Origin of the sequence: Exiguobacterium undae DSM 14481 (genome assembly GCF_000620805.1) — a bacterium.
GTDB classification, from domain to species: domain Bacteria; phylum Bacillota; class Bacilli; order Exiguobacteriales; family Exiguobacteriaceae; genus Exiguobacterium_A; species Exiguobacterium_A undae.
Genome location: NZ_KK211187.1, coordinates 2,636,668 through 2,661,112, shown reverse-complemented (window position 1 = coordinate 2,661,112; position 24,445 = coordinate 2,636,668). Strand labels below are relative to the sequence as shown.

At 48.0% G+C, this 24,445-nt stretch carries 21 protein-coding genes and 1 riboswitch; of the genes, 15 read left to right on the top strand and 6 right to left on the bottom strand.

All coding sequences use genetic code 11. From position 1 onward, the window contains the following. Positions 1 to 118 precede the first annotated feature (118 nt). The 10 genes from P397_RS0114545 (at position 119) to lysA (ending at position 10,937) form a co-directional block, all read left to right on the top strand. Positions 119 to 1,324, top strand: coding sequence for an argininosuccinate synthase (locus P397_RS0114545; RefSeq protein WP_028106972.1), 1,206 nt, complete (start codon positions 119 to 121; stop codon positions 1,322 to 1,324). Next, positions 1,321 to 2,694 carry an argininosuccinate lyase gene (gene argH / locus P397_RS0114540; protein ID WP_028106971.1) on the top strand — a complete coding sequence of 458 codons (1,374 nt, stop codon included), beginning with the start codon at positions 1,321 to 1,323 and terminating at the stop codon, positions 2,692 to 2,694. The genes P397_RS0114545 and argH overlap by 4 nt, the downstream gene beginning before the upstream one ends. Before the next feature lie 66 nt (positions 2,695 to 2,760). Next, positions 2,761 to 2,938, top strand: a riboswitch (Lysine riboswitch). A 113-nt stretch (positions 2,939 to 3,051) separates the two neighbouring features. Continuing rightward, positions 3,052 to 4,251 carry an aspartate kinase gene (locus tag P397_RS0114535; protein ID WP_026833938.1) on the top strand — a complete coding sequence of 400 codons (1,200 nt, stop codon included), beginning with the start codon at positions 3,052 to 3,054 and terminating at the stop codon, positions 4,249 to 4,251. 12 nt (positions 4,252 to 4,263) lie between these two features. Next, positions 4,264 to 5,256: an aspartate-semialdehyde dehydrogenase gene (locus tag P397_RS0114530; protein WP_028106970.1), complete on the top strand. Its 993-nt coding sequence runs from the start codon at positions 4,264 to 4,266 to the stop codon at positions 5,254 to 5,256. Between the two features lie 20 nt (positions 5,257 to 5,276). Further along, the gene (dapA, locus tag P397_RS0114525) at positions 5,277 to 6,158 is read left to right on the top strand and encodes a 4-hydroxy-tetrahydrodipicolinate synthase (protein ID WP_028106969.1); all 882 of its coding nucleotides are present in this window, start codon (positions 5,277 to 5,279) and stop codon (positions 6,156 to 6,158) included. After that, entirely contained in the window at positions 6,155 to 6,901 is a 747-nt protein-coding gene (dapB, locus tag P397_RS0114520) for a 4-hydroxy-tetrahydrodipicolinate reductase (RefSeq protein ID WP_028106968.1), read from the top strand. Before dapA ends, dapB begins: the two co-directional genes overlap by 4 nt. Beyond that, positions 6,888 to 7,595, top strand: coding sequence for a 2,3,4,5-tetrahydropyridine-2,6-dicarboxylate N-acetyltransferase (dapD, locus tag P397_RS0114515; RefSeq protein ID WP_026833934.1), 708 nt, complete (start codon positions 6,888 to 6,890; stop codon positions 7,593 to 7,595). The genes dapB and dapD overlap by 14 nt, the downstream gene beginning before the upstream one ends. A 25-nt stretch (positions 7,596 to 7,620) precedes the next feature. After that, complete coding sequence (locus P397_RS0114510; protein ID WP_028106967.1) at positions 7,621 to 8,553, top strand: branched-chain amino acid transaminase; 933 nt, start codon at positions 7,621 to 7,623, stop codon at positions 8,551 to 8,553. After that, positions 8,553 to 9,611 (top strand): alanine racemase, encoded by a 1,059-nt coding sequence (gene alr, locus P397_RS0114505; protein ID WP_028106966.1) that lies wholly within the window; start codon positions 8,553 to 8,555, stop codon positions 9,609 to 9,611. Before P397_RS0114510 ends, alr begins: the two co-directional genes overlap by 1 nt. Positions 9,612 to 9,623: 12 nt before the next feature. Beyond that, positions 9,624 to 10,937, top strand: a complete 1,314-nt coding sequence (gene lysA / locus P397_RS0114500) for a diaminopimelate decarboxylase (RefSeq protein WP_035414256.1) — start codon at positions 9,624 to 9,626, stop codon at positions 10,935 to 10,937. 46 nt (positions 10,938 to 10,983) lie between these two features. On the opposite strand, the gene P397_RS0114495 is transcribed toward lysA, so the two are convergent. Next, positions 10,984 to 12,003, bottom strand: coding sequence for a LysM peptidoglycan-binding domain-containing protein (locus tag P397_RS0114495; protein WP_028106964.1), 1,020 nt, complete (start codon positions 12,001 to 12,003; stop codon positions 10,984 to 10,986). A 206-nt stretch (positions 12,004 to 12,209) separates the two neighbouring features. Between P397_RS0114495 and P397_RS0114490 the strand changes: the two genes are divergently transcribed. Both P397_RS0114490 and P397_RS0114485 read left to right on the top strand, forming a co-directional pair. Beyond that, entirely contained in the window at positions 12,210 to 13,337 is a 1,128-nt protein-coding gene (locus tag P397_RS0114490) for an ABC transporter ATP-binding protein (protein ID WP_028106963.1), read from the top strand. Next, a complete protein-coding gene (locus P397_RS0114485) occupies positions 13,334 to 14,917 on the top strand; it encodes an ABC transporter permease/substrate-binding protein (protein WP_026833928.1) in 1,584 nt (527 codons plus the stop codon). Before P397_RS0114490 ends, P397_RS0114485 begins: the two co-directional genes overlap by 4 nt. A gap of 145 nt (positions 14,918 to 15,062) precedes the next feature. Here P397_RS0114485 and P397_RS0114480 read toward each other — a convergent pair whose 3' ends face one another. Both P397_RS0114480 and P397_RS0114475 read right to left on the bottom strand, forming a co-directional pair. Beyond that, positions 15,063 to 15,260, bottom strand: a complete 198-nt coding sequence (locus tag P397_RS0114480; protein ID WP_028106962.1) for a hypothetical protein — start codon at positions 15,258 to 15,260, stop codon at positions 15,063 to 15,065. 108 nt (positions 15,261 to 15,368) lie between these two features. Next, on the bottom strand, positions 15,369 to 15,908 hold the full coding sequence (locus P397_RS0114475) for a gamma carbonic anhydrase family protein (protein ID WP_028106961.1): 540 nt from the start codon (positions 15,906 to 15,908) through the stop codon (positions 15,369 to 15,371). Between the two features lie 124 nt (positions 15,909 to 16,032). On the opposite strand from P397_RS0114475, the gene ade reads away from it, so the two are divergent. Further along, a complete protein-coding gene (gene ade / locus P397_RS0114470; RefSeq protein WP_028106960.1) occupies positions 16,033 to 17,763 on the top strand; it encodes an adenine deaminase in 1,731 nt (576 codons plus the stop codon). 185 nt (positions 17,764 to 17,948) lie between these two features. Further along, on the top strand, positions 17,949 to 18,206 hold the full coding sequence (locus tag P397_RS0114465) for a hypothetical protein (protein ID WP_026833924.1): 258 nt from the start codon (positions 17,949 to 17,951) through the stop codon (positions 18,204 to 18,206). An 86-nt stretch (positions 18,207 to 18,292) separates the two neighbouring features. Here the strand turns inward: P397_RS0114465 and P397_RS0114460 are convergent, their stop codons facing one another. Both P397_RS0114460 and P397_RS0114455 read right to left on the bottom strand, forming a co-directional pair. Next, complete coding sequence (locus P397_RS0114460; protein ID WP_028106959.1) at positions 18,293 to 19,927, bottom strand: peptide ABC transporter substrate-binding protein; 1,635 nt, start codon at positions 19,925 to 19,927, stop codon at positions 18,293 to 18,295. Positions 19,928 to 20,036: 109 nt separating this feature from the next. Next, positions 20,037 to 20,720: an MgtC/SapB family protein gene (locus P397_RS0114455; RefSeq protein ID WP_028106958.1), complete on the bottom strand. Its 684-nt coding sequence runs from the start codon at positions 20,718 to 20,720 to the stop codon at positions 20,037 to 20,039. Positions 20,721 to 20,835: 115 nt separating this feature from the next. Here P397_RS0114455 and P397_RS0114450 point away from each other — a divergent pair, with 115 nt between their 5' ends. After that, positions 20,836 to 22,233, top strand: a complete 1,398-nt coding sequence (locus tag P397_RS0114450; protein ID WP_200869455.1) for a basic amino acid/polyamine antiporter — start codon at positions 20,836 to 20,838, stop codon at positions 22,231 to 22,233. A 77-nt stretch (positions 22,234 to 22,310) separates the two neighbouring features. Here the strand turns inward: P397_RS0114450 and P397_RS0114445 are convergent, their stop codons facing one another. Beyond that, positions 22,311 to 24,344, bottom strand: coding sequence for a sensor domain-containing protein (locus P397_RS0114445; RefSeq protein WP_028106956.1), 2,034 nt, complete (start codon positions 24,342 to 24,344; stop codon positions 22,311 to 22,313). Between the last annotated feature and the right edge of the window lie 101 nt (positions 24,345 to 24,445).

The window sequence follows — 24,445 nt, the reverse complement described above, 5'->3', positions numbered from 1 at the left end:
GGTTATTTTATGAGAAATCCTAAAAAAGGGTTTCTTTTTTTAAAAGTTTATGTATATATATAATCCATAGTGAATTTTTATACAGATAGATACAGTCGATCTCAAGGAGGAATTAGTAATGACAAAACAAAAATTGATTTTAGCGTATTCCGGTGGACTCGATACTTCAGTCGCCATCAAATGGTTAAGCAAGGACTATGATGTCGTCGCGTTATGCATGGATGTCGGTGAAGGAAAAGATTTGACGGTCATCAAAGAAAAGGCATTGCTTGTCGGAGCCGTTGAATCCATTGTCCTTGATGTCAAAGAGGAATTCGCGAACGAGTTTGTCTTACCGGCCCTTCAATACGGCGCTCATTATGAAGGCGCGTATCCACTGATTTCAGCTCTATCCCGCCCGTTGATCGCTGAAAAACTGGTCGAAGTCGCACATGCCCATGGTGCAACAGCGGTGGCGCACGGTTGTACCGGAAAAGGTAACGACCAAGTCCGGTTTGAAGTTTCGGTCGCCGCTCTTGATCCGTCACTCGAAGTCATTGCACCGGTCCGCGAGTGGAAATGGTCACGTGAAGAAGAAATTGCCTACGCAAAAGAAAACGATGTGCCGATTCCGATTAACCTCGACAGCCCGTATTCAATTGATATGAACTTATGGGGACGCAGTAATGAATGTGGGGTCCTTGAGAATCCGTGGACGGAGCCGCCGCAAGATGCGTACGCTTTAACCGTCGCACCGGAAGACGCACCGGATCAAGCAGAAGAAGTCATCATCGGCTTTGAAGCGGGCGTGCCGGTTTCCATCAACGGAACAGCATATCCACTCGCAAAACTGATCACAGAACTGAATATCATTGCAGGGGCGCACGGAGTCGGTCGGATTGATCACGTCGAGAACCGTCTTGTCGGAATCAAGTCACGTGAAGTCTATGAATGCCCGGGCGCAACGGTTTTACTCAAAGCGCATGCAGCACTCGAAACGATTACGTTGACAAAAGATGTCGCTCATTTCAAACCGATTTTAAGCAAACAATATGCAGAAACCATTTACAACGGATTGTTCCATGCTCCGTTAACAAAAGGACTCAAAGCCTTCTTGTCAGCGACACAGCAGGATGTGACCGGCGAAGTCCGTGTCAAACTCTATAAAGGGAATGCAACCGTCACCGGACGTCAATCGGCTGTTTCGTTGTATGACGAGAAACTCGCGACTTACACAAAAGAAGATGCCTTTGATCACGAAGCGGCAAAAGGATTCATCAAACTGCATGGTCTAGCGATTGCGACACATGCGAGTGTCCATCGTCAGGAAGGCGTGAAAAAATGACGAAACTATGGGGCGGACGGTTTACGGAAAGTGCTTCCGCTCAGGCGGAGGCATTCGGCGCATCGATCTCATTTGATCAAAAATTGGCGGCTGTCGATTTACAAGGCAGCCTGGCCCATGCGCAGATGTTATACGAACAAGGGATTCTCGAGGAAACGGAATGGCAACAAATCGAAGCCGGACTTAATCATCTGCAAGCGACGATTGATCAGCATGTCTATTCACTGGCCGATGAGGATATCCATATGAACCTCGAGCGGTTATTGACGGAACAGATTGGTCCTGTCGCCGGCAAACTGCACACAGCGCGCAGTCGAAACGATCAGGTCGCAACTGATCTTCATCTCTGGATGGAGCAGCATGTTTTAGAACTCCTGTCGAGTCTTCGCAATCTGCAATCCGTCATCACGGAACAAGCGGATCAACACGTCGAAACGGTCATGCCCGGCTATACCCATCTGCAACGTGCCCAACCGATTTCGCTCGCGCATCACTTGCTGGCTTACTTTTGGATGTTTGAGCGTGATGCCGAGCGACTGACGGACAACTTAAAACGGGTCCGGATGTCACCGCTTGGTGCCGGTGCACTCGCCGGAACGACTTTCCCGATCGATCGGTTCAAGTCAGCCGAGTTGCTTGGGTTTGAACACGTCTATCCCAACAGTTTGGACGCTGTCTCGGACCGGGACTTCGTCATTGAATACCTTGGCATCGCGTCGACAGTCATGATGCATCTGTCACGGTTCTGTGAAGAAATCATCATCTGGGCGTCGCAAGAATTTTCGTTCATTGAGCTGTCCGATGCGTTTTCGACGGGATCAAGCATGATGCCGCAAAAAAAGAATCCGGACTTCGCGGAATTGATTCGCGGAAAGACAGGACGGGTATATGGAAACTTGATGGGGTTCTTAACGACGATGAAAGCATTACCACTCGCTTACAATAAAGATATGCAAGAAGATAAGGAAGGCGTCTTTGATACGGCTGATACGGTTTTACAATCGGTTCAGATTTTTACCGGGATGCTCGAATCCGCTACGTTTAAGACAGAAGCGCTCAAGAAGGCGACAATGCAAGACTTCTCGAATGCAACGGAACTGGCCGATTACCTTGTCACAAAAGGTATTCCTTTCCGGGAAGCGCATGAAATCGTCGGCAAAGCCGTCCTGCATTGTGTCCAGACCGGCTGTTTCTTGAAGGATTTGACACTCGAGACGTATCAGACATTCCATCCGGTCATTACGGAAGACGTCTATCCATTGCTCGATCCCGTTCAAGCCGTCGCAAGACGAGGCAGTTATGGCGGAACAGGTTTTAACGCTGTGCGCGAACAGCTGACCCAAGCCAAGCAGACCCTTCAAAAAGCATAAAAATCAAAAAAGTTTGGCAAATCACTGGATTTAACAAAAAATGTTTGCTATAACTGTAACTAACAACCGACAGATAGAGGCGCGGATGACATCAGTAGCAACACTTACAAAGGCAAGCATGCCAAGTGATGTGAAAGGGGAAATCCGCCGAAGTGAACAAGAAAATGCTTTTTCTTGGTTGCTGGTACAACGGTTAAGATCCGTTGTACTGCCGAAACCCACGTTTCGGAGCGCTATCTTACGTAAAAGAACGAATGACACTGTCATCGTTTGTCCGATCGTGATAACGACGGGCCGTAGGAACGCTCCTACCGGCCCGTCGTTTTTTTCTGTTTCGGGACAAAAGGAGATAGGATTGTGACAACTGTACTTAAATTTGGTGGTAGTTCGGTTGCGACTGTCGAACAGATTCAGTCAATTGCGAATTATTTGAAGAATCGGACGGATCAAGGAGAAAAATTAGTCGTCGTCGTATCGGCGATGGGGAAAATGACTGACTCATTGATTGCCCAAGCCCAGGCGATCACGGATCGACCGGAACGGCGCGAACTGGACCGTCTGCTTGCAATCGGTGAAGAACAGACGATTTCGTTGCTCAGCATCGCCTTGAACTCACTCGGGACAAAAGCCTTGTCTCAGACGGGCGCACAAGCAGGCATCAGTACGATGGGACTCCACACGAAAAGTAAAATCAAACAAATTGACGGCGAATTACTCCGGAAAAAACTGGAGACCTACGATGTCATCATCGTCGCTGGTTTCCAAGGGGTCAATGAACTGGGGGACGTCACGACACTGGGGCGCGGCGGATCGGATACGACAGCCGTCGCACTGGCAGCCGTTCTCGATAAACGATGCGAAATCTATACGGACGTTGATGGCGTCTATACGGCTGATCCACGGATCCATGCCGCAGCACAGCCGATTCCGCACATTTCATATGATGAGATGATGGAAATGAGTGCTCTCGGCTCCAAAGTCATGGAGATGCGGAGTGTCGAATTAGGTAAAAAATACGGTGTACACATCTTTGTCGGAAAAACACTTGAATCGGAAAGAGGGACTTGGATCATGGAGGCAACGGAAACGATGGAACAAAAAGCGGTCACAAGTGTCAGTGTGACAAAAAACGTCATGACGGTATCGATTAAACACGTACCACAGACAAACTCAGCGGTCGCAGATATCTTTGAATTGTTGTCAGGACGTCACGTCAACATCGATATGATCAGTCAGACGACGTTTGACAGTGACATCTTCCTCTCGTTCTCGTGTCCGCTCGACGAAGAAGAGTTTTTGGAAGAAGCCCTGCAGGATATCATCAATCGTTTCCCGACCGTCAAAGTCGACCGTCATAACCAACATGCCAAGTTATCGGTCGTTGGAATCGGAATGCGTGACGCAACAGGCGTCGCTTCGAAATTATTTGCGACATTCCGGGCGGAAAACATCACGTTTTATCAAGTCACGACGTCAGAAATCAGCATCTCGTATACGATTGCCCAAGCCGACATCGAACGGACCGTCGCAGCAATCGCCAATGCATTTGACCTGTAAGGAGGAAACCATATGTATCATGTAGCAGTCATTGGCGCAACAGGCGCCGTTGGACAAAAAATGTTGCAAGTCTTGGCGGAACTCGACTTTCCGGTTCGTCAAATTTCAGCTTACGCCTCAGCCCGTTCTGCCGGGAAAACCGTCCAGTTCAAAGGACAAGACGTTACGATTCAAGCATTATCGGAGCAAATCACAGAAGACGGCATCGATGTCGCACTGTTCGCAGCAGGCGGAACGATCAGTGAACAGTATGCCCCGTTACTCGCTGCAGCAGGAACACTCGTCGTCGACAACTCGAGTGCCTTCCGGATGCAGGCGGATATCCCGCTCGTCGTACCGGAAGTGAATCCGCAGTCAATCGGTCCGGACGATCGATTGATCGCTAATCCGAACTGTTCGACGATTCAATCCGTCGTCGCTCTGGCACCACTTCAGCAGTTTGGTTTACAGCGTATCAACTATACGACGTATCAAGCGGTCTCCGGTTCGGGTCAAAAAGGAATTGAGGATTTAGCCCGCGGCAGTCGCGGCGAAGAACCGGTTAATTATCCGCACCCGATCCACGATAACATCCTGCCGCATATCGATGTGTTCTTACCGGATGGGTATACGAAAGAAGAACAGAAAATGATTGATGAGACGCGCAAAATCTTCCGCTTACCGGAGTTGCCGGTCAGTGCGACATGTGTCCGCGTCCCGGTCACGAACGCTCATTCCGTTGCGATCAACGTGACGTTTGAGCAGGAGACGACGGTCGAAGCAGTCCGCGAAGCATTGCGTCAAGCACCCGGCGTCGTTCTGGTCGATGATGTCAGTCAAAATCAGTATCCGATGCCGCTTGACGCCAGTGGAACGGATGACGTGTACGTCGGACGGATTCGACAGGATCAGAGTCTTGCGAACACCTTCCACATCTGGTGTGTCGCCGACAACATTCGAAAAGGGGCCGCTTCGAACGCCGTTCAAGTGGCGCGCCAAGCACTTGAAAGTTCAATCCATTCTTAAGAAACGGGGAGGAATCCGACATGTTTAAAGGAGCAGGAACAGCACTGGCAACACCGTTCACGTCAACGGGTGAACTGGATTTAACCGTATTTGAACAACTCATTGAACAGCAACTCGCGGCAAACATTCAAGCATTGGTCGTCGGTGGGACGACGGGAGAAGGATCGACGCTGACGAATGAAGAGTTCGAGACGTTACTGAAAACGGCGGTCCGTGTGATGGCAGGACGCGTGCCTGTCATTGCCGGAACCGGAACGAACAATACAGCGCAGACGATTGAAAAGACACAAGCGGCGGAACGTCTCGGTGCCGATGCAGCGATGCTCGTGACACCGTATTACAACAAAACGTCACAAGCCGGGCTCGTGGCGCATTTCACGGCTGTCGCGGATGCGGTTTCGCTGCCGATCATGCTGTATAACGTCCCGTCACGTACGGGGGTAGCGATTTCAGTTGAGACTGCCGTGACGCTTGCGAAGCATCCGAACATCCAAGCGTTCAAAGAAGCGAGTGGGGACGTCAGCTTCATGGGTGAACTGATGACGGCTTTACCAAACGACTTTGCCGTTTTCTGCGGCAACGACGATCAAATTCTCCCGTACATGGCATGGGGGGCACAAGGCGTGATTTCCGTCTTGTCGAATCCGTATCCGGCTGAGACGCAAGCCTTGGCAGAAGCGCTGCTTGCAAACGACTACGACACGGCACGCCGGATTCAGAGTGATCTGATGCCTGTCATTTCCGCCTTGTTCAGCGACGTCAATCCGATTCCCGTCAAAGCAGCACTTGAAGAAATCGGGATTGCCGTCGGGGCTCCGCGTCTGCCGCTCGTCCGTCAGTCGGAAGCGGGACATACGCACCTGCTTGAGACGATGCGGAGCTATAAAGGAGTGGTTGGATGAGACTCGCCATTCACGGATACGGAGCGACCGGACATTACGTGCATGAACTGGCACCGGATGCCGTCGTTGCCGTCATCGACAAAACGAAAACGGCGGAACGTGTGCCCTCATACGGCACGCTCGCTGAAATGACGGAATCAGTCGACGCGATCATTGACTTCTCACACCCGAGCTTGTTGCCGGACCTACTGGATTATGGGATGAGAACGAAGACACCACTCGTCATTGCGACGACCGGTTTCTCGGAAGCCGAGCTGCAGACGATTCGTGACGCTTCCAAACAGATTCCGATTTTCCAATCGTATAACATGTCGTTTGGAATCGCGATGATGCAACAGTTGTTGAAAACACTCGTTCCGCTTGCCGGAGCATTTGACATCGAACTGCTTGAAAAACACCACAATCAAAAAGTCGATGCACCGAGCGGGACGGCAGAGCTGTTGCTCCGGACCATTCAGGATTTACGAAATGTCCAACCGGTTTACGAACGTGAGTCGACGCGTGAAAAGCGGGAATCAAACGAAATCGGGATGCACTCGATGCGTGGAGGAACGATTTTCGGCGAACACGAAGTGTTGTTTGCCGGCGTCGATGAGTTGATCGAAATCAAACACACGGCGTTATCCAAAAAAGTATTCGCTTCAGGCGCCATCAAAGCGGCAGAAGCACTCATTCAAAAATCAGCGGGACTCTATACACTGGAGACGCTCTACACACAGGAGGATTCACATGTTATTAACTGATGCTTATGAAATTGCGAAATTCATCAAAGATGCGAAAAAACAAACGCCCGTCAAATTGTACGTCAACGGTGACTTGGCAGGATTGACGATTGAAGGAGCAACGGCATTCGGAACGGATCAATCCAAAATTTTCTTCGCCGATGCAGGACTTGCTTCAACTTTCTTAGAAGAGAATGCAGACCGGATTACTGAAGTGCACGTCGAATACGACCGTCGCAACAGTGCCGTGCCCATGCTCGATACACGTCATTTGAATGCCCGGATCGAACCAGGTTCATGGATTCGTGATCATGTCGTCATCGGCGACAATGCGGTCATCATGATGGGGGCAATCATTAATATCGGTGCATCGATCGGAGATGGTACAATGATTGATATGAACGCCGTCGTTGGTGCACGCGGAACGATTGGTAAAAACGTTCATGTGGGTGCCGGTGCAGTGGTCGCTGGGGTCCTTGAACCACCTTCAAAAACACCGGTCATCATTGAAGATGGTGTCTTGATCGGAGCGAACGCCGTCATCTTAGAAGGTGTCCGCGTCGGAAAAGATGCCGTCGTCGCAGCGGGCAGTGTCGTCACAGAAGACGTTCCTGCCGGTAGCGTAGTTGCTGGTACACCAGCACGCGTGATCAAACAGAAAGACGAAAAAACAGCAGAAAAGACGCAACTCGTGGATGATTTACGTTCACTCTGATTGACGTCTAAGAGGAGGAAAACACATGGCAGTGGATACACAGTATGGTGAAGCGATTTGGTTAGACGGGGTTTTTCATGATCCAAAAGAAGCAAATACGAGCGTCATGTCACATGCGATCCATTATGGAAGTGGATTCTTTGAAGGAATCCGTGCGTATGCGACACCGGATGGTCCGGCGATTTTCCAATTGACGGAACACATTGAACGTCTGTTCCGGAGTTGTGCTTTTTATCACGTGACGATTCCTTATACAGTGGAAGAACTCGTCCAAGCGACGATTGATCTTGTCGCCAAAAACGGCTTTGAATCTTGTTACATTCGCCCATTTGTTTTCCTCGGTACACCGTGGCAGGCACTGATGGCAAAAGATACGACGGTTCACGTCGGAATTTCTTGTTGGGAGCTCGGTGAGTACTTTGATAAAGGTGCCGGCATCCGTGCGAAAGTCGCTTCATACCGTCGCGTTTCGTCGACGATGATGCCGATGCAAGCAAAAGCTGCCGCCAACTACATGAACTCGCAACTCTTAAAAGGAGAAGCACTTCGTGATGGATTTGATGAGGCGATTGCCCTTGATATGAACGGAAATGTCAGTGAAGCGAGTGTCGCCAACTTGTTTATGTTGAAAAACGGCACGATTTATACGCCTTCACTCGACTGTTCGGTTCTTGACGGTATCACACGTCAAGTCATCATGCGTCTTGCGCAGGATCAAGGGTATCCGGTCGTCGAACGTCATATCGGTCGTGATGAGTTATACGTCGCAGACGAAATCTTCTTGACGGGTACAGCTGCAGAAATCACTAGTGTCGGTGAAATTGATCATATCGTCATCAACGGCGGAACACGGGCTGTCGCAGATGAGTTACTTGGTCTTTACCGTCAAGCGGTCTCGGGTCAATTGCCACAATATGCGGCATGGTTGACTTACGTGACACCTGCCATCGCAGAATAATGAGTTCACGAACTGTCGTTACAATCGATCGGGAAGCGGTGCGACATAACGTCGCATCGGTTTTCGCCCGGTCCAATAAGCAGATTTTTGCCGTGGTCAAAAACAATGCTTACAACTTAGGAATGATTGAGATGGTCGCCACATTGATGGAAGCCGGTGTCCGGCATTTCGCAGTGGCAGAAGTCTACGAAGCAATTGAAATCAAAACGAATTTTCCAGACAGTTATGTCCTGGCGATGAATCCGGCGTCGCATTTTAAAGAAGTCCGGTTGCATGGAGTAGCACTTGGAATTCCTTCACTCGACTGGCTGAAACGTCATCAAGCTGAGTTATCAGGAATTGAACTTCATCTAAAAGTAAATGTCGGGATGAACCGTTTTGGTGTCAGTTCGCTTGAAGAAGCGTTAGCGGTACTTGAGACAGTGCGCGAACACGAGCTTATCCTGACGGGGCTCTACACGCATTTTCCACTGGCGGATGAGCCAGGAGCCGATCATGATGGTCAGGTCGAACGATTCCTCGAAATCGGCGGACCATTACGGGCGGAACATGACTTTACGTATCTGCATGCGGAAAACAGCGCGACGATCGTCAAACATGATCCACGTCTCGCTTTTTGTAACTATGTCCGTCCTGGTATTTTCTTGTTTGGTTACTCACCGATTGAAAAAATGGACTGGCTCGTGCCATCTCTCCGGATGACGACGGAAGTCGTTGAGATTCGTCAAGTGGAGGCAGGGGAACACGTTGGCTACGGTACATCGTATACGGCGCCGGAAGCGATTCGTGTCGCTGTTCTGCCGGTTGGATACGGAGACGGGGTCGTCCGCGGACGCTCATCGCTGCCGGTCATCATCAACGGGAAAAGATATCCGATCATCAGCAAATTGTTCATGAGTCATACATTCATCGCCATCGATTCGACGGTTCAAATCGGTGACAAAGTTGTACTGTACGGGGACGGCATCGAAATCGATGATATCACCCGGACCGGCACAGCCAATAATTCGGAGCAGATGTGTGCCCGTTCGTGGCGTTTGACACATCGTTATTTATAAGGGGGAATCCAGATGTACGGAAGCCAATATTTGACGGAACAAGAGAATGAATTACAACTTGATGGTGTGGCGGCAACGACGCTTGCGAAACAATACGGGACACCGCTTTATGTCATGGCAGAGCGTGAATTGACAGACCGTCTGGCGACCGTACGGGATGCCTTTTTAGAAAAATATCCGAATACGTATGCCTCGTTTGCTTCTAAAGCGTTGACGATTGGTGCCGTATATCAGCAAGTCGTCCAGCACGGACTTGGAATCGATGTCGTAACGGGCGGCGAACTGTTTATCGCCCGCAAGGCGGGTGTCCCGGCCGAACGGATCTATTTCCACGGCTCGAACAAGTCGTCACAGGATTTACGTTATGCCGTCGAAGAAGGTGTCGGTAAGATTGTCATCGACCATTACGGCGAAATCGCCCAACTCAATCAGATTGCCGCAGAAGCGTGTCAAACGGTCCACGTCCTGATTCGGATCGTGCCGCAAGTCATTGGTGGGGCTCACACGAAAATTCAGACCGGTGGTGTCGATACGAAGTTCGGTTTCTCGACGCATGACGAGTCTTACCTGGAAGCGGTCGAAGCCGTTTTAGCAGCGGAGCATCTGGTCTTACTCGGTATTCATTGTCACGTCGGTTCGCAAATTCAAGAGATCGAGCTGTTTGAACGGACGGCCCGGACGATGATGGGGTTTGTCGAAACGATTCGTGAACGGACGGCGTTTGTCGCAAGTGAAGTCAACCTTGGCGGCGGATTCGGAATTGCCTACACGCAAGCGGATCAGCCACTTGATTTTGAACAGACGATGGAGCGGGTGATGGCGATCATCGACGAAGAGACGTCCCGTCTCGCCATCGATCGTCCACGAATCGGCATTGAGCCGGGACGTTGGGTCGTCGCGAATGCAGGAACGACCCTCTATACCGTCGGGGCAATCAAAGAAGTACAGGGTGTCCGAACGTATTTATCCGTCGATGGCGGAATGGCGGACAACATCCGTCCTGCTTTATACGGAGCGGTGTACGAAACGGTCATCGCCAACCGGATTCAGGGGGAGACACGTCACGTGACCGTTGTCGGTGCAGCGTGTGAATCAGGAGATTTGGTCGCTGAGTCAGCTGATCTAGCGGAACCGGTCAGTGGAGATACACTGGCTGTGTTCGGAACAGGTGCCTACAACTATTCGATGGCGAGCAACTACAACCAATTTTTACGACCGGCTGTTGTTTTCGTCAACGCCGGAGAGTCCCGTGAAGTCGTGCGTCGACAGACGTATGCCGACTTGATCCAGTGTGATCTCGGACTGGAAAACATTCCATCCTCTTAAAAAACCAAAAACACCTTCGCCTTTAACGGACGAAGGTGTTTTTTAGTTATTTCGGAATGACAAGGACTTGTCCGACCGAAATCAAATTGACATTGGTGATCTTGTTGGCACTGGCGAGAGCGGTAACGGTGACACCATATTTCGTTGCGATGGAATATAACGTATCTCCGGCCTTCACCGTGTAAGTGACGGTCGCAGGCGGCGGCGTAGTGCCCGGAATGACGAGAACTTGACCAACGTTAATCAGATTATAGTTCGTGATATTGTTGGCTTTCGCAAGAGCTGAAACGCTGACATTGTATAGATTGGCAATTTTGTACAAAGTATCACCTGATTTAACGGTATAGGTTTTACTGCCGCTCGGAGGAAGTTGCAGCAATTCAGAAATCGTGACGAATTTGTATCCTTTCGCTTTAAGTTGCGAAATCATTGAAGGGAGAGCGACTGGAGTACCCGGCGCCCCTACACCGGTGTGCATCAAGACGATTGAACCCGGTACGACGTTCGGCACGACACGCGCCAAGATGGCGGTCGAACTGATACCTTTCCAGTCTGTCGTGTCGATGTTCCATTGAATCGTTTTGGTGTAACCGGCGTTTCCGACGGCAGCGAGAACCGCACTGTTACTGGCACCAAACGGCGCACGGAAAATCGGTTTAGTCGTCCGACCGGTCAGTGATTTGATCAATGTCTCGGTTTTGGACAGTTCGCTTGTCATTTGAGCTGCGGTTAATTTCGTGAAATCAGGGTGCGTGTAAGAGTGATTCCCGATTTGATGCGTCGGGGTGGCCGTTGCAATGTTTTTGATCAGTTGAGGGTGATTGTTCGCCCCTGCACCGGTCAGGAAAAAGGTTGCTTTGACGTTGTTACTTTTTAAGATGCTGAGAATCTTCGTGATATTGCCACCATCTGAACCGTCATCAAACGTCAGTGCGACGACTTTACTCGTCGTCGATCCTTTCGTGACAAATGTCGAACTCGCTGCATCTGCTGTCAAACTATAACTGAAGAAAGGAAAAAGCGACATTAACACAATCATGATGATTCGAATCCACTTGCTGTGCATGTGTAGTTCGCCTCCTTTTTCTCGGATGACTCTGCCTCGTCTGCCTCTACTTATCTATTACCCTTTCTCAGCAAAAAAATTAAAAAAGAGGGAAATAATTCCCGATTTTTTACGGGTTCAAACTGAAAAAAATAAAATAATTGTTTAATCATGAAATGAACAGGGAAAACATGGTATATGGAAATAGTAAAAGGAGTGGAATATGGATGATTGAATTTAAAAACGTTGGGAAGCAGTTTAAAGATAACGTTGTCTTAAAAGGCTTGACCCTCGAAATCAAAGAGGGCGAACTGGTCGTCTTCATCGGACCCAGTGGTTGTGGAAAAACAACGTCTCTTAAAATGATCAACCGATTGATTGAACCTTCATCAGGTACGATTTTAGTGAACGGAAAAGACATCATGAAAACCGATATGATTGAATTACGTCGTCACATGGGGTACGTCATTCAACAAACAGGTTTATTCCCACATATGACGGTTCGGGAAAACATTCAATTGATTGCCGGTCTTGAAGGGAAAGATCATGATCAGATGGACCTCCGGACGGAAGAGTTACTTCAGATGGTTGGTCTCGATCCAAAACAATTCATTGATCGTTATCCGAGTGAACTCAGTGGTGGACAACAGCAACGTGTCGGGTTTGCCCGGGCGTTGATGAATGATCCGGACGTCATCTTAATGGATGAACCGTTCAGTGCCCTTGATCCCGTGACCCGCAATGACCTCCAAGAAGAGTTATTTAATCTCCAAGAAGAAGTGAAAAAAACGATTGTATTCGTCACCCACGATATGGATGAAGCGATTAAATTAGCTGATCGGATTTGTATCATGCGTGATGGGGAAATCGTTCAATTCGATACACCGGAAGAAATCCTGCGTCACCCTAAAGATGAATACGTCGAATCATTTATTGGAAAAAATAAGATTTGGAGCAGTCCGGCGTTCATCAAAGCAGAAGACATCATGATTGAAGATCCTGTCTCCATCAGCGGGAAGCGTACGCTGTTACAAGGCATTGAAATCATGCGTGGACGGAAGGTCGACAGTCTGTTGATTACGGACCGTGACCGGATTTTGCAGGGAATCGTCAAACTGAAGAATATTCAAACGGCACCGGATAAAGGGATTCGGATTGAAGACGTCATGGAAGGGGAACTTGTAGCGGTTGATGAGCAGGATTCCTTACTGGATGTGTTGGAAGTCATGAACCATGAAGAAACAGGTTATCTGCCGGTCACCAATAAAGCCGGTCAATTACGTGGACTGATTACAAGAAGTAGCTTACTTTCCGTCTTGAGTGAGCAGTTCATTCAGGAGGAGGAAGCACAATGAATGGATTTTTCGATTATGTACAAAATAACACCGGTCAAATTTTTGACCTCTTACTCGAACATTTACAACTGACTGTATTTGCTGTCGTCATTGCCGTCGTCTTAGGGATTCCAATCGGGATTTTGATCACACGGTATCAACGGTTTGCCAAACCCATCCTCGCCTTGACGAGTGTTGTCCAAGCAGTTCCGAGTCTTGCCTTGCTCGGTTTCCTGATTCCGTTCATTGGGATTGGGTCAACACCGGCGATCATCATGGTCGTTCTGTATTCACTTCTTCCGATCGTTAAAAATACGTATACCGGTCTGTCGAGTATACCGGGAGATACGTTGGAAGCGGCAAAAGGAATTGGTTTGACTGAACGCCAGATTTTAGGGAAAGTTCAGATTCCGCTTGCCTTACCGATCATGATGGCCGGAATTCGGATCTCGGCTGTTACAGCTGTTGGTCTGATGACGATTTCTGCCTTCATCGGTGCCGGTGGACTCGGTTATCTGGTCTTCTCAGGTATCCAAACCGTCGATAACAACCAAATCCTTGCCGGAGCAATTCCTGCCGGTATCTTGGCCCTTGCGATCGACTTCATCGTCAGTCGAATTGAGTACTCTGTCGCACCAAACGGTATCCCGCTTGCAGACGGTCGTATCAAAAGCAAAGCGCGTAAACGTCGGAAAGCGATGTCGGCCGGAAAGAAAATCGCCATTGCGAGTATCGTATTCCTCTTGATTGGTGGAACGGTCGCTTATTCGTTCTTGAAAGAAGATAAAATTGTCATCGGTTCTAAAAACTTTACAGAACAATTGATTTTAGGAAACATGCTGGCAGACTTAATTGAAGAAAAAACCGATCTTGAGGTCGAACGCCAGTTGAACCTCGGTGGAACAAAAGTTGCCTACGGGGCACTGGAGACCGGTGAAATTGATGCGTATGTCGAATACACTGGAACATTGCTAATCGATGTCTTGAAACAAGGCGTCGAAACCGATCCGGAAGCCGTCTATAAAAAAGTCGGGGAGATGATTCCGGCGAAAAGTCAGGTCGATGTCCTCGATCCAATCGGTTTTAATAACACGTATGCGTTAGCAATGACAAAAGAAGATATTGAAAAGTATGACTTAAAAACGGTATCCGATATGGCAGCGGTCAGTAACCGTCTTATCCTCGGATCGACGATCGAATTCGCGAACCGTGAAGACGGATACCTCGGACTGAAGGAAAAGTATCCAGACATGAAATTCCAAGACGTCCAACCGGTTGACGGTGGTCTTCGTTATACTGCGTTAACCAATGGAAAAACAAATGTCATCGATAGTTTCTCGACCGACGGCTTGTTAAAGAAATTTGATTTAACAGTCCTTGAGGACGATAAAGAGTTTTTCCCGCCGTATTACGCGGTGCCGCTTGTTCGTCAGGAAACGCTGGAAGAACATCCAGAGCTGAAAGAAGTCCTGAATCTGTTGAAGGATAAAATCACAGATGAGAAAATGCAGGAACTGAACTTTAAAGCGGACGTTGAAAAAGAACGTCCGGAAGATGTCGCACGTGACTTCTTGATTGAAGAAGGTCTCATTAAAAAGTAAAAAAAGAGAGCCGAGGCGGGAATCCGCTTCGGTTCTTTGTTATGCGCGCTGACGCGCTATATCGTTTTGGAAAATAGGTAATCCTGATTAGATCATTATTTTTTGATTCGACTAGCGAGCCAAGCGCGAACTGTACTTTGCTGAATCATACAAGTTCTTCCTCTCTTGATTGAATTATTCCTAAGCTCAAGGATTTTTGCTCGGCATCACTAACGATACGTGCTTGAAGCTCTTCCGTCAACCAATCTGTTTCCTGTTCCAGTAAAGTAGGTAAACCGTAACTTGGATTGTTCGTCGATGAAAACAGCTCAACCATTAACCGTTCTTCGAATAATGGAGTCATTTCAAATCCCCCTCAGTCTCGATTCATGTCTTACACCTGTAGTGTAATCGATGGATGTAAACCGTGTAGCAGGGAATTGTTAAAAACAGGTGAACTTTGTAAACGTTTTCACATGGTTGTCAAATCTTCTTGAATCGGTTCACATTCCGCAGCGTACTGTTGACCACGTTTCACATATTTTCGAATGGTCCGTTCCATGATAAACCGGTCATGGTCATTGATTTCGCGTACGACTTTAGCCGGCACCCCCATGACCATCGAGTTTGGCGGGACGATCATCTTCGGAGGAACGACGCTTCCGGCAGCGACAAACGAACCGCTTCCGATTTCGGCTTCATCGAGAATCGTTGCGGACATACCGATCAAAGCCCCCTGACGGATAATCCCGCCGTGAATCATCGCCATATGCCCAATCGTGACATCATTTTCAATGATGGTCGGGTACCCTTCATACTGATGAATCATCGATCCATCCTGAATATTGACGCGTTCGCCGATGGTGATCGGTCCCTCGTCACCACGGATGACCGTATTGAACCAAACCGTTGAATCTTTCCCGATCTCGACTTCACCGATGACTTTTGCCCCGGCGGCTAAATAGACACTCGAATCGACGTTCGGGACAAGTTGACCTACACGATATTTCATGTGGATTCCTCGCTTTCACTTTTAAATGTACGTTTTCATCTTGACTTGTCGAAAAATAAATTGCAACTGCTTACACACTAATTGTAAGATGGTAAAAATACCGTTCACAACAGGAGGAAACAGGATGGATCAAACAGTTCGGGCACGACTTATCGCGATTGCTGCAAAAAAAGAAAAAGCAGCGGTCGTCTATCAAGGCATTCAAGTCATCGATGTGATGACGCGGGAAACCTATCAGGCGGATGTCGCGGTGGATTCCGGCTACATCGTTGCCGTCGGCGACGGGTATGAAGGGCTGGAGACGATCGACGGGAGCGGAAAGTTCATCGCGCCAAGTTTCATCGATGGGCATGTCCATATCGAATCGTCAATGGTGACACCAAGTGAATATGAACAGGCGATTTTACCGCTCGGCGTGACGACCGTCATCGCGGATCCGCATGAGATTGCGAACGTGAAGGGGGCGGAAGGTCTGCAATTTATGTTAGACGATGCGGAAGGACTGGCGCTGGACGTCCGGATGATGTTACCGAGCTGTGTGCCCGCGACTTCATTTGAGCACGCAGGCGCGTCACTCGATGCGAAATCACTTGAGCCGTTCCTTCACCATCCCGGTGTGCATGGTTTGGGGGAAGTCATGGATTATCCGGCAGTCGAACGGGCTGATGCGGATATGCTGAAAAAAATTGAACAGATTGAAGCCGCCGGTAAACTGGTGGATGGGCATGCCGCAGGACTCGGAGCACGTGAATTGAACATTTACGGCGTCGCCGGCATCCGGACGGATCATGAGTCCGTCAGTAAGCAGGATGCGATTGAACGCGCGCGTCGTGGGTTATACGTCGAAGTACGAGAAGGGTCAGCTGCCCGGAATCTAAAAGAGGTGCTCGATGCCGTTACAGAAAGTAATGCGAGTCGATTTTTATTTTGTACGGACGATAAACATCTCGACGATACGTTACGCGAAGGAACGATCGACTACAACATCCGCTATGCCATCAAGCATGGCATCAAGCGGGAAACCGCCTATGCGATGGCTTCTCTTCATGCCGCCAACGCCTATCAACTAAACGACCGGGGAGCCATCGTACCGGGTCGTCGTGCCGACTACGTCATTTTAAGTGATGCCGATCAAGTGACAATCAACGAAGTATTCGTCAAAGGCCAACAGGTTGTGCGGAACGGGAAAACGATTATTGCGTCTGAAAAGAGACCTGTTCCATCGACACTGCGCGGGGAATTGAAAACGAAACCGATTACGGATCAAGTCTTTGAATTGGTGTTGGAGAAACCAAAAGCGCATGTCATTGGAATCATTCCCAAAAGTATCGTCACCGAACATTTGATTTTAGAGGTCCCTTTGCAGGACGGAAAATTCGTCGCTGTACCCGAACAGGACTTGTTGAAGATTGCCGTCATCGAACGTCATAATGCGACCGAATTTTCGGCAGTCGGCATCGTCAAAGGTTTTGGTATGAAGCGTGGGGCGATTGCCGCAACCGTTGCCCATGACTCGCATAACCTCGTCGTAGTGGGGACATCTGATGCCGAGATGAAATTAGCTGCGGAACGTCTTGTTAAAGCAGGGGGAGGGGTCATCGCAGTGAATGGAACAGATATCCTGGCGGAGCTGCCGCTTGAGATTGCCGGTTTGATGACGAGTCGACCATTCCAGGAAGTCGGCGACACACTCGAAGCGCTGAACGACGCGCTTGATGTTCTCGAAGCAGATCGCTCGTTTAATCCTTACTTGACGATGTCGTTTCTTTGCTTGCCGGTCATTCCGAATTTAAAATTGACCGACAGTGGGTTGTTTGATGTGAAGACGTTCCAACATATTTCCGTCCAAGCTTGATTCAAAGGTAAAGTCCATCGACTGGACTTTACCTTTTCTTAATAGTTTTCCGGTTGAATCATTATTTGATCCTTGTTATAGTAGGTCTTATCATCTTGATGAAAAGCGCTGATTTTTTGAAACCTTCAGCGACTATTTTCGTAAAGAAGAGTATAGAAACTAATGATTAGGAAAGGACAGATTTAATGGATAAGTCATATTTTGAAGGTCACGAACAGCTGATTTCTGATGTTTATCGTTCCTTTATCGATCGGTTCCATGAGTTACCGACGAATCGCCGGACGAAACGTCAGTTGCGTAATCTTGCATTTTCGGTCATTCGCCAAGCGGGTCCGACCTATCAGGAACGCACCGTCTTGTACGCATTCTTTGCCGAATTTTTCCGCGCCGTCGAAGAAGGACAACGGGAAGAAATCGAGTTTTACAAACAAATCGCACAGTAAAGACCCCGACGGCTCCGGCAGAAGGGGTCTTTGTTGTATAGAAAAACCGGTAATCAAGGAGACCTCGATTACCGGCAGAAATACTCTTATTTAACTTCCATCCATTTGAAGCTCATATCTGCTCCGAATGGGTGACGGTATAATTTGTCGATGTTCGCCCGTTGCAAGTACGCTTCACCTTTTTGGTAGATTGGCGCAATCGCATAGTCGTCCGCCAAGAGCATTTTTTCAGCTTCTTGAAGAGTCGACCAACGTTTCGCTTCATCCGGCTCCGCTTTCGCATCTTTGATCATCTTGTCGAACTCTTTGTTCGAATACTCCATCCGGTTAAAGCTTCCGTCCGTTAACCACATATCGAGGAACGTCATTGGATCCTGGTAGTCAGGTCCCCAACCGGCAGCTGAGATATCGTAATCGCCTTTCGCCTCAAGATCCAAGAAGTTTTTGAACGGCTGTTGTTTGATGTTGATTGTCAGACCCGGTAAGTTCTTTTCGAGGTCACCTTTTAAGAACTCAGAAACCTTTTTGAAGGCATCTTCGTCACGTGACAGCATGTCCACTTCAACAGTTTTGACACCCAACTCTTTTAAGCCGGCATCCCAAGCTTTTTTCGCCTCGGCTGCATCAAAGCTTTGAAGATCCGGATATTTTTCACGGAAGTCTGCACCATCCGGTGTAAACGTAAAGTCTTTCGCGACGATAAAGTTCGCAGGTTTTGAACCATCGTTTAAGATGACGTCCGTGATGCCTTGTTTCTCAAAACCGAGTGCCAACGCTTTACGGATGTTTTCGTTTTTGAGCGCTTTATTTTTCTGATTGAAACGAAGGAAGTTAATCCGAGCATCTGGACGTGTCTTATAATCTTCCGATTGCTCGTACTGCGAAACGAATTCCGAAGTGATCGGGGCGAAGTCGACGTCTTTTGATTCAAATAAGTTAACGCCGGTCGAGATTTCTTTAACGACCTTCACGTCGATTTTTTCCATTTTAACGTTTGCTTTATCCCAGTAATCCGGGTTCTTTTTGTATGTCCATCCTGCGTTTGACTGCCATTTATCAAGGATGAATGGTCCGTTGAAGATCATCGATTCGACGTTCGTTGCGAACTTATCACCTTTGTCTTCCACAAATGATTGCTTCAGCGGTAAGTAAGTAGGGAAGCTTGTTAAGCCTAGGAAATAAGGTGCCGGAGCTTCCAGTTGAACTTCGAGTGTTTGATCGTCCACTTTTTTGACACCAAGTGAATCCAGTTCCGCTTCACCGGCTAAGATTTTGTTGGCATTTTTCAAATCTTGAAGGATGTACGCATACTCAGCTCCAGTTTCTGGGTTGAGAGCGCGTTTCCAAGAGTAGATGAAATCGTCCGCCGTAACAGCCGAACCATCCGACCATTTCGCATCTTTCCGGAGTTTGAATGTATAAGTTTTCTTGTCATCGGATACTTCAACACTTTCCGCAATACCTGGAGTCGGTTTATTTTCTCCATCGAGACGGTACAGCCCTTCAAAGACGTTGTTTGTGACGATGATGGATGTCGAGTCTGTTGTTTTGGTCGGATCAAGTTGTGGAACATCCGTCGTCGAGACGAGTGTCACTTCTTGTTTCTTCTCATTTGATGAAGAAGAATTTCCATCCGATTCATTACCTTGGCCACAAGCTGCTACTGCGAGCAGCGCCGCGCTGGATAAACCAGCGAAAGCGATCTTAGTGTGTTTCTTCATGTGAAAGATGACCCCCCGATTTAATTTAAAATAATTTCAGAAAAGTGTGAACATAATGTAAATTTAAGTGAAAACGAATGAAAATGCAACACAAATTTTCTGACAATTCTTATTGATCAAGGTCTATATGCTCAATTCCGAGTGATTTCAAGTAGTCATAAAGTATGAAAATCGTTAATTTATGAGGGGAATACATCCGTAATGTCAGCTGTTGCGGATGACCGCGTAACCGGATGTTCGTGATGCGAATACCTTGTTGTTCCAAAGCTTCTTTAATCTGTTGGGCGTTCGTTTCGTTTGATAACGTCAAATGAGCAACAATGACATTTGCTTCGAAGCGACTGTTGTTGAAACGTTTCATGATCCACGTGATACCTTCTAAAGAAAAGAATAGAAACAGGACTAACAGTGTTGCTTCTAAGATGAATCCTGCGCCTACAGCAATCCCGATTCCGCTTGAAGCCCAGATAATGGCCGCTGTAGTCAAGCCGCTGACGATATCGTGTGGACGTCTTAAAATCACTCCGGCCCCAATAAAACCGATTCCGGCGACGACTTGAGCGACAAGTCGCATCGGGTCCATTTGAACGTTCGGAGCAATCGTACTGTAAAGAACTACAGATTTAATAGAAACGATGGTTAACAGGCAACTGATCAGGGTAATTACGAGGCTAGTACGTATACCAACTGGCTTATTTTTAATTTCACGTTCAAAACCGATGATGATTCCAAATACTGCAGCAATCATTAATTTTAAGAAATCTTCCAGTTGGAACGAATGGACCCAATTCATGATGAACAAATCCTTTCTTTACATTAGTTCTGATTTTGTTATAATGAATTTTGTGTCTTTCGAATGAATATACGTTTGATATGAATAGATATACAGAATTAAAAGGACGTGTTTGATAATGAATCAACAGAAAATTGGCTTTTTTGCACTGGCTGCCATGGTCATCGGCTCGATGGTCGGTGGAGGTGCCTTTAACCTCCCGGGAGCAATGGCTCAAAAAGCAAGTGCGGGTCCCATCTTAATCGGATGGAGTATCACCGGTCTTGGAATGATCATGTTGGCACTTGTGTTTCAACACCTTGCGAACAACAAACCGGAACTGGAGGGTGGAATCTACGCGTATGCGCGTGAAGGGTTCGGACGTTTCATCGGTTTCAACAGTGCCTGGGGATACTGGGTATCGGCTTGGATCGGGACAGTCGCCAATATTACGTTAGTCTTTAATGCACTCAGTTACTTTTTCCCGATTTTCTCATCGGAAAATCGTTTATTTTTACTGGCGATGAGCGTTGTCGTCGTCTGGGGATTATTCTTTATCGTCTCCAGTGGGATTAAGGAAGCGACACTTGTCAATTTAATCACGACAATCGCGAAACTGGTGCCGATCTTGATTTTCATCCTGTTGGTTGCAATCGCCTTTAATGTGAAGACGTTTAATCTCGATTTTTGGGGAGAAGGAACGGAGCTTGGGAGCATCTTTACACAAGTCAAAGGCACGATGCTCGTCACGCTATGGGCTTTCGTCGGAATCGAAGGGGCGGTCGTCCTGTCGACGCGCGCGAAAAAACGGAGTGATGTCGGAAAAGCGACGGTCATGGGACTTGTCGGTGTACTCGTCATCTACATCTTAATTTCTGTCTTGTCGCTTGGTGTCTTGAGTCAAGGACAATTGGCGGGTCTACAAGAACCGACGATGGCGTATGTGTTGGAAGCGGCGATTGGTCCGTTTGGTGCGACGTTGATCATGATTGGGTTAATCATTTCCTTGTCAGGCGCCTTGTTAGGTTGGACGATTCTTGCTTCTGAAATTTCTTATTTAGTGGCGAAAGATGGTGCGTTTCCGAAATTCTTCGCGAAAACCAATCGGAAAGGGGCGCCGGTCGGTGCCTTGTTGATTACACAAATCGCGACGCAACTCGTGGCGGGCATCGCCTTGTTCTCGGCTCAAACCTATCTAGTTCTGTCGAGCATTGCCGGTATTTGTGCCTTGTTGCCTTACTTGTTGTCAGCCATCTACAGCGTTCGCTTCTCAAAAGCCGAGCGCAACAAAAAAATGCTGATTTTCTCAACGATTGCCGCGTTGTATTCCCTTTGGTTGGTCTATGCTTCCGGGATCTGGTATATCGTGATCGCAGCTCTCGTCTATGCGCCGGGTATCATTGCTTATTTGATGGCCGAGCGGGAACAAAAACGCGGCGGTATGTCGCGTTACGAACTTATTGCCAGCGGTGTACTCGTGATTTTGGCGGCAGTTGCCGTCTACGGGATGGTCGCAGGACAAATTCAATTGTGACGTCATCGAAAAATACTAACAAACGCCCTCATCCAATATGGTTGAGGGCGTTGTCTGTTTGCTGGAGGAACACGATTTTATTGCGCAGCGTCACCGAACCGGGCGGCCACTTCGTCGACGGATAACGGCTCTGCGAAGATGAAGCCTTGCATTTGCTGGCAATCCGTCTTTTCTAAATAGTGCAGAGCACTTGACGTCTCGACGCCTTCAGCGACAAGGTTCAAGTTCAAGTTCCGGCCAAGCTGGATGATCGAATCCAACAAACCGTTTTCACCTAAGTCGATGCCGTCGATAAACACTTTATCAATCTTGAGTTCATCAATCGGGAACGCCCGAAGATACTGTAAGGAAGAGTACCCGGTCCCGAAATCATCAATCGACAGACGGAAGCCCAATGATTTGATCAATTGCATCCGCTCGACGGTCCGCTGCGTTTGGAGAATGGCGATGTTCTCCGTCATCTCCAGAGTGACAAACCGCGGGTGAATTTTTTTCTCAGCGACGACATGTTGCAATGTCCGGACAAAGGAGTCGCTTTGGAACTGGTGGGGTGAAATATTGATTGCCATCGTTAAGTCAGGTGAAAGCTGTTGATGCCACTTGGCCAATTGATCACACGCCTCGAGTACGACCCAGTTGTTGATCGGCGTAATCAATGCCGCTTCTTCAGCAAGAGGGATGAATTCATCAGGCGGGATGCTACCGAGCGCTTTGTGGTCCCAACGCAGTAAGGCTTCAAACCCATCAACATGTTTGGTTTTTAAATTAATGATTGGTTGATAAGCCAGGTGTAACGCTTCATCTTCGAGTGCGGTAAAAAGTGACCGTTCGAGCTGGAGTTTTCGTGTGAACTGTTCATCCATTTCGTGAGTCAGATATTGAATCGTTCCGGTTCCGACCGTTTTCCCGGCATATAACGCCATTTCAGAACGACGGTATAAATCTTCCAGTGATTTGGCTTGAGACGGATAAACCGTGATGCCGAACGTACACGAAATAATCAAGGAATGTCCATTGATGTAATAGGGACGTTGTAAAATCTGTTGTAATTTCCGAGCGTACTGAAATAAAGAATTGCGGTCTGTGACGGTGACGAGTAACCCAAACAAGTCACTTGTCGGATGGAAGGTCAACATCCCTTCCGCATGTTGCGAAAGGCGGGTCGCAAGTGATTGCAGCAGTTGATCGCCTACATGCGTTCCGAACGAATCATTGATGACTTTAAAGCGGTCGATATCAAATAAGATGAGGGCAATCGGGTCCGTCTCCGTTGCGTCTGTAAACAGAGCATCCCCTTCGCGAAGAAATCCTCGTCGATTCAACAGATGCGTCATCTCATTGTGATGGACAAGAAAATCAAGTTCTTGTTCGAGCTGTTCGGTTTCTGTGATGTCGGTTCCGATGAAGATATGTTGGAAACGGACACCGTTCACATCGTAAATCGGGATCAGTGTCGCCTGTAGAATCTTTTCACCCGTGTCATTGGTTTGAAGCGGTAATTTACCTGACCAGGCTTTTCTCTCTTTAATTTGCGAACGGATTTCCACAACCGCTTCTGCCGACGGATTTAATAGTGTTGTCCACGGCTGATCGAGTAACATCCGGGGACAAAAGCCAGTCACCTCTGTCATGTTAGCATTCGAGTACTTGATTGTCCCACGGGCATCAAAAACAAGCACACAGGCAATCTGATCGAATGCGTAACGCAAGTCCATTAATCCTTGAAACAGCGGTTTGCTACCTAATGGCGCATCAGAAGTCGGAAGGTTACAGAAGAAGGCGCCGGAGATTTGATCTTGTTCGTCAAACACGGGGGAAACAACCAATGTCGATGTCGTCCGTTCCCCTGATTTGTGCAAAAAGGTCGTATTGGAAAGTTGGATGGTTTGGCGGCGTTCCAAAAAAGAGTGCCAAATTTGTTGGCTGAAAGCAGCATCTTCTGGGTCAACCAGAGGAATCGTGAGACCTAAGATATCTTCAGCCTTCCATCCCCAGAAGGATTCAGCAGCTTCATTCCATGAATGGATGGTTAAATCTACGTTTAAAATGAATGCGGGTAAAGGAAACCCTTGCATGACGATCTCATAGGAATCAATGGTCGAACGATCCATTACAGGCGCACACTCCTTTTAGTTGTCCGAGTTGACGGTTCACTTGTCTTGTCTATTCCCAATATATTCAATTCTCAAGCAAAGAAATCCTGTATTTCGAT

Excerpts from the sequence above, each read along its gene's own strand:
- P397_RS0114545 (WP_028106972.1), top strand. The coding sequence starts at position 119 with ATGACAAAACAAAAATTGATTTTAGCGTATTCCGGTGGACTCGATACT.
- argH (WP_028106971.1), top strand. The coding sequence starts at position 1,321 with ATGACGAAACTATGGGGCGGACGGTTTACGGAAAGTGCTTCCGCTCAG.
- P397_RS0114530 (WP_028106970.1), top strand. The coding sequence starts at position 4,264 with ATGTATCATGTAGCAGTCATTGGCGCAACAGGCGCCGTTGGACAAAAA.
- dapA (WP_028106969.1), top strand. The coding sequence starts at position 5,277 with ATGTTTAAAGGAGCAGGAACAGCACTGGCAACACCGTTCACGTCAACG.
- dapB (WP_028106968.1), top strand. The coding sequence starts at position 6,155 with ATGAGACTCGCCATTCACGGATACGGAGCGACCGGACATTACGTGCAT.
- dapD (WP_026833934.1), top strand. The coding sequence starts at position 6,888 with ATGTTATTAACTGATGCTTATGAAATTGCGAAATTCATCAAAGATGCG.
- P397_RS0114510 (WP_028106967.1), top strand. The coding sequence starts at position 7,621 with ATGGCAGTGGATACACAGTATGGTGAAGCGATTTGGTTAGACGGGGTT.
- alr (WP_028106966.1), top strand. The coding sequence starts at position 8,553 with ATGAGTTCACGAACTGTCGTTACAATCGATCGGGAAGCGGTGCGACAT.
- lysA (WP_035414256.1), top strand. The coding sequence starts at position 9,624 with ATGTACGGAAGCCAATATTTGACGGAACAAGAGAATGAATTACAACTT.
- P397_RS0114495 (WP_028106964.1), bottom strand. The coding sequence starts at position 12,003 with ATGCACAGCAAGTGGATTCGAATCATCATGATTGTGTTAATGTCGCTT.
- P397_RS0114490 (WP_028106963.1), top strand. The coding sequence starts at position 12,210 with ATGATTGAATTTAAAAACGTTGGGAAGCAGTTTAAAGATAACGTTGTC.
- P397_RS0114485 (WP_026833928.1), top strand. The coding sequence starts at position 13,334 with ATGAATGGATTTTTCGATTATGTACAAAATAACACCGGTCAAATTTTT.
- P397_RS0114480 (WP_028106962.1), bottom strand. The coding sequence starts at position 15,260 with ATGACTCCATTATTCGAAGAACGGTTAATGGTTGAGCTGTTTTCATCG.
- P397_RS0114475 (WP_028106961.1), bottom strand. The coding sequence starts at position 15,908 with ATGAAATATCGTGTAGGTCAACTTGTCCCGAACGTCGATTCGAGTGTC.
- ade (WP_028106960.1), top strand. The coding sequence starts at position 16,033 with ATGGATCAAACAGTTCGGGCACGACTTATCGCGATTGCTGCAAAAAAA.
- P397_RS0114465 (WP_026833924.1), top strand. The coding sequence starts at position 17,949 with ATGGATAAGTCATATTTTGAAGGTCACGAACAGCTGATTTCTGATGTT.
- P397_RS0114460 (WP_028106959.1), bottom strand. The coding sequence starts at position 19,927 with ATGAAGAAACACACTAAGATCGCTTTCGCTGGTTTATCCAGCGCGGCG.
- P397_RS0114455 (WP_028106958.1), bottom strand. The coding sequence starts at position 20,720 with ATGAATTGGGTCCATTCGTTCCAACTGGAAGATTTCTTAAAATTAATG.
- P397_RS0114445 (WP_028106956.1), bottom strand. The coding sequence starts at position 24,344 with ATGGATCGTTCGACCATTGATTCCTATGAGATCGTCATGCAAGGGTTT.